Origin of the sequence: Legionella massiliensis (genome assembly GCF_000756815.1) — a bacterium.
GTDB lineage: Bacteria > Pseudomonadota > Gammaproteobacteria > Legionellales > Legionellaceae > Tatlockia > Tatlockia massiliensis.
In genome coordinates, this window is record NZ_CCVW01000001.1 from 171,085 (window position 1) to 186,422 (window position 15,338).

Below are 15,338 nucleotides of genomic sequence, written 5' to 3' on the forward strand. Positions count from 1 at the left end.
TTGTAAAAACAGTCTATTTTAATTTGAAATTATTTGAACCCTATTAGATTTATCAATAAACTCTAAAACTCTTAAAGACGAATTATTAACTAATCATGAACATGGAAAGTAGCTCTAGGCCATTAAGAATTCTTGCTATCTGTCTTGGAATTATTGTTATTCTTGCATTAATAGTTAATTTTGCGGTGAACTACCTTGCGAATAAGCTTGCACATTCGATAGTCAATGAACATGAAACTAACCTCAATTTTCTTATGGATGTCAGAGCGCTTCCCTACCCTAAAATTACTATTAGCAATCTTGTTTATACCTATCAGGGAAAAACAGCGCTTAGCGTGGGTAAAGCCTATCTTGATTTCTCACTGTTTGATCTCTTTAAAAAACAACTGCATATTTACCATATCTATGTTGATAAGGTGTCCCTAAACCTACCCAATTTCCCGCAAACAAAGAAAAAGCAACCTTCTTCACCTGAAGAAAAATCGCAGAATGAGAATGAAACCACTTCTACACCACAAGAGGAAAAACCGGCAAACCAAGCTACCAAAGCACTTAATAATTTTACAGTTGATGTTATTGATTTAAACCATTTAAATATTATTTACGCCTCTTCGCCCAAGGATTCATCTATCTATATCGACACCATTAAAGTTAACCTACTCTCATCTGAAAACAATCAATTTCAAATTGCTGTAAATACCAATTACCATGAACAGCCGCTGCAAGCAAAAATTTTGCTGCAGTTTGAAAAAGGGAACCTAAATTTCGATGGCAACTTAACCCTTGCCAATAATCAAGTGGCTATGACTGCTGAATATAAGCAAGGTCAGCTTAGAAGCCAAATAAAAGGGACTCTTAATAATCCTAAAGCCCTGGAATTGATAATTGCAATTGCTGCACAGAAACTGCCTACTCAATTTGACGCTACCTTGCAGGGAGATAGCCAACAAATAACTATAGCTCCCATTCAAATCCAATATCCGGCCGCAGCCATTCAAGCAGATTTGAATTTCACAACTAAAGCGCCCCTAAAAGGCAATCTGACTATACCTGAGACGCTGCTCGAACAACTGGCCGCAGGAGAGCCCTCACCCAATTGTCCTCTGCCTCATATGGCAACCGAGATCATTAAAGGGATAAGGATGGATCTACAAATGACGATAGTCCCGACCAATGCCGATCTCAACGCTGCTAGAAAGACCCTTATTCAAATCGTTCCTAGCGGAATAAGTCTTGAAAATGGGATATTACCTGCGAATTTGCAGCAAAATTTCCTCAGTTGTTTTAATTATCAGCTGCAAAACACCAGCGGCACTGTACATATTGAGGGATAGATTCCCGCCCACGCTCTCAAATATCTACGTCATGTCGAACGTAGAGAGACATCTCCTGAATGTGGCATAGTGCTAATCTCGGAGATCCCTCACTACGTTCGGGATGACGGGGGGCGCTCTGGATATCGGAATGCGGGAACAAAGGAGCGTGCTCTATCAATGGCGTCAACTTAAGGAGCACTACCCCTGGTTCGAAGACGATATGTCCTCTCGCCCCTTGGGGAGAAAGTTAGAGACACTGCCATTAAGTTAAGAAAAGCCCTACGTCCCGCGGCTTGTCCGCGGGATCCAGGGATCTAGCTAAATCACTGGATCCCGCGAACAAATCGCGGTGGTGTAGGGCTTAACTTAATGGCAGTGAGAGTTAGAGAGAGGGGGAGATGCGACATAAAAATACTTAAGTTGACGCCATTGCGTGATCTATTACCCCGATGAGCCAAAGGTTGTTTGCGAAGTATTTTCGACTAAATTTTCGCTCGTATCCCCATTTTGTTGTGGTGTGGCTCGCAGGAACCGATCCTTAAACGAACGAGAGTTTGTAGTACAAGCTTTAGCAATTTGTGCATCGATCTCATCAACCATCAGGGAAGAGGTTGTTGTTTTGCCATAGGTCCCATAGATTTTTTTCACTAGCCACAACTCCGATCGTAATTGATTAACAAATTTAAGCGATGGGGAATCAGGCTCGCTTTTTTGGAGGTCACTCTTCAATTTTTTAAGATCGTCTAAGGGGAGATTAGCTTGCCTTAGTAAGGTAAAAAGTTGAATCTTTTGTTGCTTTAGAGGCAAATCGGCACTTCTTATTTTATCTGCAGCAGCCTCAAACTGCTTTAGTGTTGTGATTTCTTGCGGATTTATATAAGCCCTTTTTGCTTCGCGAAGTTCTGCCAAATTTTCTGTATAGTCCTCTTCATTGCCTGATTTTTTGATCAGATCGATTGCAACACAGGCGGCAGCATAGCTTCGTGCATCAACAGGTTCTTTGTGCTGCTTAAAATGATCAAGGGCGCTTCCAACATCATCAGGGCTTGGTTTATTTCTCGATGAGAAATTGTAGTTACCTAACAAAATTGATTGTTGTATTGCAGATATTTGTTGATCTTCAGTGGGTAAGTGTTTATCCCTAGCACAGAAAAGCATTACGTTAAAATTATCGTCCAATTCTGCTAGCAATGACTCTTGTTCTGCTGGAGTTAGACCAGCAGCTTGAACATAACCTTTGATCTCTTCTCTTATCTCAGCGAATGCTTTATTGCCATGCTCAGCGAGGTAAACTCTGAATTGTTCAGATTCTAATAATTTGTTTTTAAGCGCACCCAAACGAGTCCACATTGAATTTCTGATCATGCTAGATTTATCGATTTCACTCTCATCTAGATGTCTAGTTAGCGATTTTTCAATCAGATCAACAGGCATAACAGCCGACTTTAAAAAGTACTTCCATTTAGCATTCCTAAAGGCTAGATCATTTTTTAAATTGGCAAAAGCCTCTACTTCTGATGCGCTATTGTAAGCCTTATCGCCAGTGGCAATAAATCGTTTCTGAGTAGGCCAATAGTGATTACCGGAATCCTGCAAATCAGGGAAATCATCTAAATCACGCGTACTAATCTTAAAAGAGTCTTTGTCATAAAATATGTTGGCAATTCGCATATCTTTTTGGGACATAATGCTGTCAATAAACATTAAGTCATGGTCAATTTTGAAAAAATTAAATTTCTTTTTTTCATTACCAGCCTCATCTATAACCTTAGTAACATAGAATCCAATATTGCCTTTATGCAAATCATCTTCTTCTAATACATAGGATGCCGTAAGGATTGAAGCAAGCGACTCCATATCCACAACAACCTCACCCTTGTTATGCTTTTTCATCAAATCAGCAAAAAAGCCTTGCGGCTTGTCACTTAAAAAATTAATAGCCTTCTTTGTTTCTTCCAGCTGGAGTCTGGCTGTAATTGCGCCATCGGATACTTGGTCCGGATCAACTCTTCCTGCTAATTCTTGACGTTGCCTATTAATGGCTTCCTGATCGGGCGCTGCAACTCGGGGCACCTCCGTATAGGTCCAATTAGAGGCATCAAATGAGTAACAGGTTTCGCCCTGATCCATTTGCCTTTTGATTTGCACATTAAAGTTTTCGGAAGCAACCCCAGCGACGACTTCTTGATTATCAACAACAATCTCGGCTGGAGGAGTTAAACCTGGTTTTATAAACAATAAGGCGGCTTCACTAAAAGCGACCTCTAGCACAGAGGCCTCTTGACCCTTTACTCCTTTGTGCTTATTTAATTTGGTAATCCAAGGTGTATAAGCATCGCCATCATGAGTAAAGGTTCCAAAATCCACCTCATGCCCCGTAGTTTTAGGGTCAAGAGCTGCCTTCATATGAAGGTTTTCTTTCTTAATGGCTCGCGGTCTAGGCATTAAAGCAACACAGCAAATATTGGGCTACATGGTGAAATTATAGACTATTCTGATTTGAATAATTTGGCTTTTTGAATGATGCAAGGTGGTTTGTTAGACCACCTATGATGGGATCAGTTCGGGATAAGAATTCAATTGTCTTTAAAGCGAATAGCTTCTTCCGAGCCCTTCGTTGCATTTCCTGCGATATAAGAATGAGCCCCAGTTCCTGCCAATTTCCCTTTATCAACAATAAGATAAACATCACGAATAGGCCGTTTCTCAAGCCAACACTCAAGAATTTCCCTTGTTCCAGCGGCATAACGAGCCTGGGCTGAGAGTGAAGTTCCAGAAATATGCGGAGTCATTCCGTGGTGAGGCATTGTTCGCCAAGGATGATCTTTGGGAGCCGGTTGAGGAAACCAAACATCGCCAGCATAACCAGCTAACTGGCCTGATTCACAAGCCTTTACTATTGCTTCTCGATTACAGATTTTACCGCGTGCTGTATTTATGAGGTAAGCACCCCGCTTCATTTTGCTTATTAAATGCTCATCAAACATATTTTCCGTTTCTGGTGTCAGAGGACAATGTATAGATATGATATCGGCAACCTGAACCAGGGAATCAACTGTCTCATGAAAAACCAGGCCAAGCTCTTCTTCGACTTGTTTTGGCAAACGATGGCGATCCGTATAATGCAATTTGACATCAAAGGGCTTTAAACGTTTCAACACAGCCAAGGCAATCCGCCCGCCAGCTACAGTACCAACATTCATTCCCTCAATATCGTAGGAACGAGTTACACAATCCGCGATATTCCACCCCTTATCAATAACCCATTGATAAGAGGGGAGATAGTTACGTACCAAAGATAAGACCATCATCACCACATGCTCAGCAACACTGATGGAGTTGGAATAAGTAACTTCAGCGACAGTAATGTTTTTATCGATTGCCGCTTGCAAATCAACGTGATCAGAACCTATTCCGGCAGTAATCACCAACTTTAAATTTTTTGCCTTGGCAAGACGCTCAGCGGTTAAATAAGCGGGCCAGAAAGGCTGAGAAATGACAACATCTGCATCAACAAGCTCTTTTTCAAAACGTGAATCAGATCCATCTTTATCGGAGGTCACAATAAGCTGATGGCCCTGAGCTTCAAGAAACTTACGTAAGCCAAGTTCGCCTGACACACTACCCAACAATGCCCCTGGTATAAAATCAATGTGTTTAGGGGTTGGGAGAGTTTGTCCGTCAGGGTAGTGTTCAATCTTGGGTAGGTCATCACGCGCATAGGATTGTGGATAGCCATCCACTGGGTCATCGTAAAGAACACAAAGTATTTTAGCCATAATCATCCTTAAAAAATTAAATCCTTGAAATAAAGTAACGCCTTAATAAATCTCTGTAGTTCTATCTTAGCGCACTAATAGGCCACCCCCGTCACCCTAGCATAGCCCGTCATCCTGAGCGCAGCGAAGGATCTCCTGAATGAAGCACCGTGCTAATCCCGGAGATCCTTCGCTGCGCTCAGGATGACGGAATGTAGGAGTAGCCAAACCTATTACTATTTTTCTGCACAACTCTTCTCTATCTGGCAAGGCTTGAGACACTGAACATGGCGACAGGACCAACCCCCGCCCAAAGCTTTAATTAATTGCACGCTTGCAAGTTGGCGTCGTGTTCTAATATCAACCAGCGTTAGTTCTGATTGTAATGCTGTATTTTCATTAACTACAACATCGAGATAATTGACAATACCACCTACATAGCGATTTTTTGACTGCTGTAATGCACGTAGCGCTGCCGCTGTTGCGGCAGTTTGACTGCGATTCTCCTGATCAAGCCAACGTAATGCCGCCAAACTATCTTCCACTTCTTGGAAAGCAGTTAGTACTGTTTGCCGATAAGTTGCAACCGTCTCATGGTAGCTGGCTTTTGCTGCATTTAATAAACCTCTTAATCGTCCCCCGTCAAAGATCACTAGATTGGCTAAGGGTTGGGTAAGGCTTAAGGCATTGATTTGCCCCAATGACCAAAAATTACTAGGCGCACTAATCAAATTAGCTAGCTTCTGACTTTCAAACCCAGATACTGAGACTAAATCAATACTAGGGAAAAATGCTGCACAGGCAACCCCTATTTCGGCGTTTGCTGCTTTTACCCTTTCCTCTGCAGCAATAATATCGGGTCGCCGCTCTAAAAGTGTTGACGGTAATTGCGGGGCGAGGGCGACTAGTTTCAACTTTGCCCTGGTTTTGGGCATTATAAAGTTTGCTGGGATTTCTCCAACCAAGACCGCAATAGCATGCTCAAGTTGTGCTCGCTGCAGGCGCATGTCAGCTGCTAATGAACGAGCATTCTCCAGTTGTGTCTCTGCCTGATCAACATCAGCTATTGGGGCAGCGCCTCCTTTATAGCGTTGCCTTGTCAAATCAAGAGCCTTCTTATAAGCACTCACAGTACTATCGAGTACACGCTGTGCTTCCTCGTCACCGCGTAAGGCAAAATAGTCGGTTGCAAGCTCAGCATGTAAACTGAGGGCGACCGCGGCAAGATCTGCGGCACTGGCATTGGCAGAACTCTCACTTGAGGCAACGGAATTACGTATACGCCCCCAAAGATCAACCTGATAGACTAGATTATCACCAATAAGATAATCGCTATACCTTGTCTTTGTACTCACATTAGCAGTATGTCTTGAGACCTGTTGCCTATTGGCATTAGCAATACCAAGCAAGGTTGGATAATAAGCCGAGCGCTCCACCTGCACTGCAGCACGAGCCTCCTGATAGCGCGCATAGGCAACCTTTAAATTTTGGTTGGCAACAGTCACTCTCTGCTCAAGCTCATCGAGCACAGGGTCGTTATAAAGCTGCCACCAGAAATCAACCTTGTTCAACAGGCCTGCTGACTGCGCAGGTTTCCACTGATCTGTCTCTTTATAGTGTATCGGTAAGGGCATAAGTGGGCGTTGATATTTAGGCGCAAAGGAACAGGCCGCTAATAAACTACTTAATAAAAAACATAATCCGACCCGCTTCACTACAACCTTCCTCATTTTTGTGCAGATTCCTGCTGCTCTGTCTCTTTTTGCAAGCGTACTTTCTCACCATTAGCAAGAGAGTCTGGGGGGTTTAAGACAATTCGCTCCCCAGCAACCAGTCCAGTGTTCACTTCTACCTCATTACCAAAATCACGGCTGATAGTGATTTTCTTTAGGGACACTTTATTATCACTGTCTATGACACCAACTTGCAGACCTTCTGAGCGGAATAACAGGGTATTAACTGGGATCCGAACTAATTTATCTGAAAGGGGCATTTTAAAATGAACTTCCGTATAGCCTCCTGCCAAAAGCTCACCCTTGGGATTTGCTGCCGTAAACTGAGCTAGCAAAGTGAGACTTTTGGGGTCAATTGCATTGGCTGTTTGATATAATTTTGCAGGATAAGTTTTGCCGGGATGTTCGGTAAAATGCAAACTGACTTCCATTTCTGGGGTCAGTCTCGTAGCATAGGTTTGCGGGATCTGAACATAAACACGAATTGGGTCAGACTGCACTATGTGAAAGAGCGGTACATCCGAAGTACCGCTTCCCGCATTAATCAGTGAGCCGATATCTGTTGTACGCGAAGAAATAACACCGTCAAAGGGAGCGATAACCTTCTCAAAACTAACTAACTCCTTCAACCTGTCGCGATTTGCCTTAGCTGCATTGACTGTTGCAATCATTGCCTTTGCTGTACTTACCTTTTCATCAGTTTCTTGTTTTGACACAGAATCCGTTTTTAATAATCCTACCCAGCGTATTGCTGTAGATTTTGCCAAACCCTCATTAGCAATAGCTGTTCTTAAATCAGCCTCAGCCTGGTGCAATTGAGCATCTACTTCTGGTGATTCAATGTCTGCGAGCAAATCACCGGTTTTCACCTTAGATCCAATATCAACATACCATTTTCTAATATAACCGTTTGTTCGCGCGTAAATCGTTGCCTCATGCCAAGCCTGTACATTACCCGGTAGAATGATTTCTTCTGTTGCAGGTCCTGGCTTAACGATAAGACTAGCAACAACTGGGACTGCTTCTTTCAAGGTTTCTGCGCTTAATTTATTTTCAGCGCGAATACGCAGATAAACCAAAGCTAAAAAAACAACAAAGAGAAAGCAGAAGAACTGGATGGCCCGCCTCCATATATCTGATTTTATTCGCCGTTGACTATCCTCAGGCATGTTCATTCTCCTGGTTTGCCTTTCGTCTACGCCCGTGGAGCATGCAAAAAACGGTAGGTACAAAAAATAGGGTTGCAACAGTGGCAAAAGACAAGCCCCCTATCACAGCACGCCCTAAAGGTGCATTCTGCTCACCCCCATCACCTAGACCAAGCGCCATAGGGCACATACCAATGATCATCGCTAAAGCAGTCATCAATACCGGCCGCATACGGGTTTTCCCTGCTTCAAGTGCGGAGGTAAAGGGATCATGCCCTTCTTTCATATGCTGACGTGCGAAACTCACAACAAGAATACCGTTAGCCGTTGCTACCCCCATACACATAATTGCCCCAGTCAATGCAGGAACACTCAAGGTGGTATGAGTTACAAAAAGCATCCATATAATACCCGCCAAGGCAGCAGGTAAAGCTGTAATGATGATAAAAGGATCCAACCAGGATTGGAAGTTAATAACGATTAATAAATAAACCAATAAAATGGAGAAAATAAGTCCAGCATATAATCCACTAAAGGCCTGCTGCTGTGTCTGGATTTGACCTCTTACAGCAACAGAAGAGCCTTTAGGAACATCCTTCTTAGTATCATCAATAAGCTGGTTAATGTCCTTAGCAATAGCCCCAAGATCGCGCCCATAGATAGAAGCAAAAATATCAATGACCGGTTGGACGTTATAATGAGATTCATCAGCATCTACCACAGTCCGATTAACATCTGCTACAGCTCCCAAAATTTGTAAGGGAGCCTGTCCAGTGAGCTGGACAATCGGTATGTTGCGCAAAGCTTGTAAGGAATCAAGAACATACTGTGGCGTTTGGGTTACTAGGGGATAAGATACTCCATTTACAGGACTTAACCAGAAGGTTGGTGCGGTTTGGAAGCTTCCTGACAGTGAAATTAACAGGTTAGAAGCAACATCATACTGACTGAAACCCAATTCCCGTGCACGGCTTCGATTCACATCAACAGCCAAAGTGGGGTAATCAAACGCTTGTTTAATGCGCGCATCAGCAATCCCTGGTATTTTCTTCAAGCGCTCCAAAAACATATTGGCATAGCGCTTATTTTCAATTTTCTTTAAACCAATAATTTGAATATCGATCGGTGAAGGTAGGCCAAAATTAAGGATTTGGTTTACGATATCCGCTGGTAGAAAAGCAAAAACCACCCCAGGGAAGGCGTCCTGTAATACCTTTCTTAATTTATGAATATACTCTTCTGTAGGCCGATGCCCTTCTTTCAGTGAGATAAGCGTATCGGAATCGCCCGGGCCAATAGGGGCTGAGTTGGTATAAGATAAATTAATACCGCTCGTTGGCAAACCAATATTATCGACAATACTATCTATCTCATTCGCAGGAATAACTTTACGTATTACAGTATCGACATTATCAGCAAGACGGGCTGTTTCCTCAATCCTTGTCCCTGTAGGCGCTCGCAGATGCAACTTAATCTGGCCGGCATCAACAGTTGGAAAGAAGTTTGAACCTAACCAAGGCCAGAGCAACAGAATTGACAGAACAATAAATGCGAGGAAGCTAGTTACAAAAATCGTCTTATTCTCTAAAGCCTTCTTTAATAGATTCAAATAATTTTGGCGAAAAAGCTCAAATTTCCTTTCAAAGGCACTATGGAAACGGACAAAAGGATTAGTTGATTCTTCTCGCTCATGTTCCGGCACATGCTTCTTCAATAAATACTTTGCCAGCGTAGCGACTAGGGTTCGCGATAGAATATAAGACGCCAACATAGCAAAGATAACGGCCTCTGCTAAGGGAGCAAACAAATATTGGGCAACCCCGCCCAAGAAAAACATTGGCACAAAAACGATACAAATACATAGGGTTGAAACAAGGGCAGGTATTGCAATTTGCTGTGCGCCATCAAGGATGGCCTTCTCAACTTCTTTACCCTGTTCTAAGTTCCAGTTGATATTTTCGATAGCAACCGTCGCATCATCCACCAGAATACCAACTGCGAGTGCCAAGCCACCCAAGGTCATGATATTAATAGTTTCACCAAGAGCTGACAGAATAGCCAATGATGCCAAAATCGATAGAGGAATTGACAAAGTAATAATAAAAGTACTGCGCCAACTACCAAGGACAATCAAAATCATCAAGCCCGTTAAGAGCGCAGCAATCACCCCTTCTTTGATCACTCCCTTGATTGCAGCTAATACGAAAACTGACTGATCACTAAAGGTCGATATATTAAGTGCCGGAGGCATCATCTCTTTGATTTTAGGCATTATCGCCTTGATTTTAGAGACAATATCCAAAGTTGATGCTTCTCCTGTTTTTTGTACAGACATCATTACCGCACGTTTACCATTAACGCGGACAATGTTTGTTTGCGGGGCAAAACCATCCCGGACATGAGCAACATCGCGGATATAAAGTACACCTCCATCAGGCAGCGCCTTAACAGGCATATCATTTAACTCTTCGACTTTTAGAGGACTCGCATTAAGTTTGATTTGATATTCATACATACCGATCTTTTCGGTACCAGCAGGAATAATAAGATTTTGGACGCCTATTGTTGCATTAATATCCTGGGGAGATACATGGTAGGTTTGCATCGCCTTAGGATGTAAATCAACCATAATTTGCCGAAGTTTTCCTCCATAGGGAAAGGGCAAGGCAGCGCCCTGAACCGTAGCAAGCTGTGTACGTATAAAGTTATTACCGAGATCGTTTAGAGCCTGCTCTGGTAAGGTCGAACTTGATAAAACCAGCTGAATAACCGGAATTGTTGAGGCATTGTAACTAAGAACTAGGGGAGGCGTCGTACCGGGCGGTAACTGTTTTAACATCGTTTGCGCAATAGCAGTCACCTGACTTAAGGCAACATCAATATTAACCCCTTGATGGAAAAACAATTTGGTAACGCTGACACCCAGCAAGGATTCAGACTCAATATGCTCAATGTCATTAACTGTAGTGGTAACTGCCCGCTCAAAAATACTAGTAATCCGATCCGCCATCTCTTCGGGAGGCAAATTGGTATAACTCCAAACAACAGAAACAACAGGAATGTTGATATTAGGAAAAATATCTGTAGGTGTCCGCAGAATTGCTAGGGGACCAATGATCAATAAAACCAGCGCCAATACGATAAAAGTGTAAGGTCTTGATAAAGCAACCCATACTAACCACATAGGAGTCCATGCCCAAAATACGAGTTTAGCAGTATACCTAGAGATACCTAAGTTGCAAACCCTTTGTGGTAGGGTGTTCTATGACTCTTGCTTTCTATTTATGACGGTCGAATCCCCGCGGCATCGACCCATAGGGGGGCTACACAAGTGTCTGTGATAGATGAGCCCTGTCCCCCCTAAGCCACGTCATCCAGAGCGCAGCGAAGGATCTCCTGAATGTGGCACCGTGCTAATCCCGGAGATCCTTCGCTGCGCTCTGGATGACGTAGTGTTGAAACAAGGAGGGACGTGACCTTATTACAGGCACTTGTGTAGATACCTATGGGCATCGACCGCGGGGTCTAACAACAGTAGATCCCGTGGTCAAGCCACGGGAATTCGGGATTTCCTTCGAGAGGAGAGCAACTACCATCCTTTCAAGGCAGATGCTACAAAAACATTGGTAAATTCTGTTCATGACGCCAGGGATGGCGCTTCAGATAATCTGCGGCCTGCATTTCCTGCAAACGACTCAGTGTCCGTTTAAATTCATTAACCATTTCGCCTTCCAAGTAAAGCTGCTCCAGAGGGACGGCTGCAGAAATAATTAATTTGATACCCCGGTCATAAAGCACATCTACTAAATGGACAAGCATAATCGCAAAAATGGTATCCTTCGAACTAAGGGCTGGTATGTTAGAGATAAACACTGTGTCAAATCGGTCAGCAATTTCCAGATAGTCCAATTGGCTACGCGGTAAATTACAAATCACTTTGAAGTCAAACCAAACCACCTGCTCACCGCATTTGATAAAGGGAATCTCGCGATTCTGCACCAATAAAGTCCCCTGCTCATATACCTCCTGAGTTAGGCTAGCAAACTGCCCAGCCAGGGTTTTATCAGTCTTTTCATCCAAAGGGTATAAATAGGTCTGTATTAAAAGCTCACGCCCAAGTCGATAATCCTTTTGATGAGTTAGATTAATCACTTCACAGCGCGTATTGATGAGATTAATAACTGGTAAAAATCGTTTGCGATGAACACCGTTAAGGTATAAATCATCCGGACGTGTATTTGACGTTGCCACCAAAACGATGCCATTCGCAAATAAAGCTTGCAACAATTCAGAAAGAATCATGGCATAAGCCACATCATGAACTAAAAACTCATCAAAACAGAGTAAGCGAATACTTTTACCCAAATCTGTAGCAATCTTGCGCAAGGGGTCCTTCTGCCCCTGGCGTTGGCGCAGTTGGGCATCGATTTGTTGCATGAAATGATGGAAATGGAAGCGTGCTTTTTTGGGTTCATCGGCGTGCTGATAAAATAAATCCATCAAATAGGTTTTACCAACGCCGACAGGCCCGTACAGGTAAATGCCTGTCACCTGAGGTTTGCGTAGCCAGGACAGCCAGGAGGACTGGGGCTGCTTTAACTCACTCATCAACCTGTGCATAGAGGTCAGCACGTTTCGTTGCGTACTGTCGTCACGAATATCCCCCTTCGCGATGGCATCCTCATAGGCTTCAACAAGTGTCATAGTGTAGAAACCTGGCTTTTTACAGCATCGACTAGTCCAGCTTTAAGCTCAAGCAATTTGCCATGGAAAAAATGACCTGTATCTGCAAAGCGGATCAAGGGCAAAACAGGAGAAAAACCTTCTGCGAACTGATGAACCAGCTCTAAGGGGGACACATCATCCTCATCACCTTGGAAAATTATCCAAGGCTTTGGTGGAGTGAACTCAAGATAGTCGTAATGATGTACCGGTGGAGCAATAGTAATTAGCAAAGCAGGCTCCCGTTGAGCAGCAGCTCTATAGGCAACATAAGAACCAAAAGAGAAACCGGCAAAAATGAAACTGACGGCAGGAATTTCTTGCTGGCAAAGATGCATCAACGCCAACATATCCTCACTTTCGCCAATGCCCGCATCATAACTGCCTTCTGATTGACCTACACCACGAAAATTAAAGCGAATACTAGGAATGGCTAATTCTTTAAAGGCGCGTGCCATAGTCGTCACGACCTTGTTGTTCATTGTGCCTCCCTGCAACGAGTGAGGATGGCCTAATAATGCAATAAAACGCTTATTCGCCTCAGGCGGTACTGTTAATACAGCTTCTAGTTGCCCAGCAAGTCCAGCAAAAAAGAAAAAATGCTCACCTACTGTTGCCAATTTATCGCTTGGAAACATAGAGAACCTATTGAGTAAAAATGCCGATCATAACTCATATTGCATTTTCATGCGCGTCATTTATGATATCCCCGTGGTCGTTACTTTTATACGTAACAAAAATGTGTAATCCCAGAAAAAGTTCGAATAAGAGGATTCCTATTTTTTGTCCCGTACAAAGGGTCGCTACAAAAATCAGCACCGACTTAGCTTCAAGTTAAGCGGTGACCCTTAAATTTGTTGTTATTTTGGAGGACTTGATCCATGAGACAGGTACCTGAGTTGTGTTGTTGCTTTTCATCTGTCAGCGCTAATGAAAGGAGGACAGCATGAAAATTTATGATTTTAAACGAAAAAAAGAGCTGCAATCGAAAATAAGCATGCTCACCTGCTACGACTACCCCTCTGCACGTATTATCGCTGATTCAAATATCGACTGTGTATTGGTTGGTGATTCTGTTGCAATGGCAGTGCATGGCTATGATACAACTATCATGGCAACCATAGAGATGATGGTCATGCATACCCAAGCAGTCGCTCGCGGTCTAAAACAGCAATTCCTGATCGCAGACCTTCCCTTTTTATGCCACCGCGTCTCTTTAGCTGATACTGTCACTAATGTCAGGCAGCTGCTCCAGGCTGGTGCTCAAGCAGTAAAAATTGAAGGCGCGGGGGCTGATACTTGTAAAACAATTGCCTACTTGGTTGCCTCAGGCGTTCCAGTAATTGGGCACATTGGACTTACCCCCCAATCAGTCCATCAACTTGGTGGTTTCAAGGTACAAGGCAGGGAACAGGAGCAAGCTGCGCAGTTGATGCAGCAGGCAGCGGAGCTCGAAGCTGCAGGTTGTTTTGCCCTAGTCATTGAATGCGTCCCCCAACTCTTGGCTAAAGCAATTACTCAAGCCCTGACTATCCCCACGATAGGTATAGGTGCTGGTGTTGATACTGACGGTCAGGTTCTTGTTTGGCATGATCTGTTAGGTCTGCAAACTGACTTTAAACCTAAATTCTTAAAACAATATGCCCAAAGCAAAGAAATGATGCTCGCAGCTGTGAATGCTTATGCTCAACAGGTGAAAAAAGCAGAGTTTCCTAGCGAGGAACATGCGTTTTAAGTGAGTAAAGGTGTATCGAATCGTTGTCGTTCCCGCGAAGGCGGGAACCTATTTCTAATCGGTTTAACGCCAATTTAGGAATAGATTCGTCGGATTCGCAGGAATGACAAAAAAGAGAATCCAATATCTTGGAGTTATTTTATGCAGATTTTTCATGATTTGAACGATTGGCTAAGCGTTCGAAATAAACTGGCCCCAGAACTATCACTCGGATTTGTGCCAACAATGGGTAATCTACATGCGGGTCATGTCTCCTTATATAACAAAGCTAAAGAGGAAAATGACTGTATTATTGCCAGTATCTTTGTTAACCCAACTCAATTTAATCGTGCTGACGATTTCAGCAATTATCCTCGCACACTTGCAACCGATCTCAACTTACTTGAGCAAGCAGGTGTTGATTATTGTTTACTTCCAACTGAGCAAGCAATTTATGCCGATGGATACCGCTATCAGCTCCTGGAAACCGAGCTTTGCCAATTAATGGAAGGCAAACACAGGCCAGGGCATTTTACGGGCGTACTCACTATTGTGATGAAATTACTTAATCTTGTCAGAGCACAGCGCGCCTATTTTGGTGAAAAGGATTACCAGCAATACCTGCTTATCCGTGACATGGCCACGGCGTTTTTTATGAATGTGGAAATTAAAGCCTGCCCAACCATTCGCGAGACAAGTGGCTTAGCCTATAGCTCACGTAATAACCGTCTGAGTGCTAGTCAGCGTCTGGAAGCTGAAAAATTCGCTCGAATCTTTCATCAGGATAAAACCTGTGAACAATTGATCAAAGAGCTAGAACACCAGGGAATCACTGTCGAATACATTGAAGAATTTGCCAAACGGCGTTTTGCCGCTGTAATGATCGGTGATATTCGTTTAATCGATAATTATGCTTTAGATCTTTAGCTATACTTAATTGAGGGAAT

Annotated in this window: 10 protein-coding genes; 3 read left to right on the forward strand and 7 right to left on the reverse strand. The window is 43.2% G+C overall.

Going from position 1 to position 15,338, the window contains the following annotated elements:
* Window positions 1-95: 95 nt before the first annotated feature.
* Complete coding sequence (locus tag BN1094_RS00785; RefSeq protein ID WP_141650397.1) at window positions 96-1,334, forward strand: AsmA family protein; 1,239 nt, start codon at window positions 96-98, stop codon at window positions 1,332-1,334.
* A 423-nt stretch (window positions 1,335-1,757) separates the two neighbouring features.
* Here the strand turns inward: BN1094_RS00785 and BN1094_RS00790 are convergent, their stop codons facing one another.
* From BN1094_RS00790 to BN1094_RS00820, 7 genes are all read right to left on the reverse strand, one after another.
* Window positions 1,758-3,761: a hypothetical protein gene (locus BN1094_RS00790; RefSeq protein WP_141650398.1), complete on the reverse strand. Its 2,004-nt coding sequence runs from the start codon at window positions 3,759-3,761 to the stop codon at window positions 1,758-1,760.
* Between the two features lie 131 nt (window positions 3,762-3,892).
* Window positions 3,893-5,095 carry an NAD-dependent formate dehydrogenase gene (locus BN1094_RS00795; RefSeq protein WP_043872534.1) on the reverse strand — a complete coding sequence of 401 codons (1,203 nt, stop codon included), beginning with the start codon at window positions 5,093-5,095 and terminating at the stop codon, window positions 3,893-3,895.
* Window positions 5,096-5,310: 215 nt separating this feature from the next.
* The gene (locus BN1094_RS00800) at window positions 5,311-6,804 is read right to left on the reverse strand and encodes an efflux transporter outer membrane subunit (RefSeq protein WP_043872535.1); all 1,494 of its coding nucleotides are present in this window, start codon (window positions 6,802-6,804) and stop codon (window positions 5,311-5,313) included.
* Window positions 6,801-7,976 carry an efflux RND transporter periplasmic adaptor subunit gene (locus tag BN1094_RS00805; protein ID WP_052403059.1) on the reverse strand — a complete coding sequence of 392 codons (1,176 nt, stop codon included), beginning with the start codon at window positions 7,974-7,976 and terminating at the stop codon, window positions 6,801-6,803. Before BN1094_RS00805 ends, BN1094_RS00800 begins: the two co-directional genes overlap by 4 nt.
* Complete coding sequence (locus tag BN1094_RS00810) at window positions 7,969-11,139, reverse strand: efflux RND transporter permease subunit (RefSeq protein WP_043872536.1); 3,171 nt, start codon at window positions 11,137-11,139, stop codon at window positions 7,969-7,971. Before BN1094_RS00810 ends, BN1094_RS00805 begins: the two co-directional genes overlap by 8 nt.
* Window positions 11,140-11,567: 428 nt before the next feature.
* Window positions 11,568-12,659, reverse strand: coding sequence for a cell division protein ZapE (gene zapE / locus BN1094_RS00815; RefSeq protein WP_043872537.1), 1,092 nt, complete (start codon window positions 12,657-12,659; stop codon window positions 11,568-11,570).
* Entirely contained in the window at window positions 12,656-13,315 is a 660-nt protein-coding gene (locus BN1094_RS00820) for an alpha/beta hydrolase (protein WP_043872538.1), read from the reverse strand. Before BN1094_RS00820 ends, zapE begins: the two co-directional genes overlap by 4 nt.
* 308 nt (window positions 13,316-13,623) lie before the next feature.
* Between BN1094_RS00820 and panB the strand changes: the two genes are divergently transcribed.
* On the forward strand, window positions 13,624-14,412 hold the full coding sequence (panB, locus tag BN1094_RS00825; protein ID WP_043872539.1) for a 3-methyl-2-oxobutanoate hydroxymethyltransferase: 789 nt from the start codon (window positions 13,624-13,626) through the stop codon (window positions 14,410-14,412).
* A 141-nt stretch (window positions 14,413-14,553) separates the two neighbouring features.
* On the forward strand, window positions 14,554-15,318 hold the full coding sequence (gene panC, locus BN1094_RS00830; protein ID WP_043872540.1) for a pantoate--beta-alanine ligase: 765 nt from the start codon (window positions 14,554-14,556) through the stop codon (window positions 15,316-15,318).
* Window positions 15,319-15,338 lie beyond the last annotated feature (20 nt).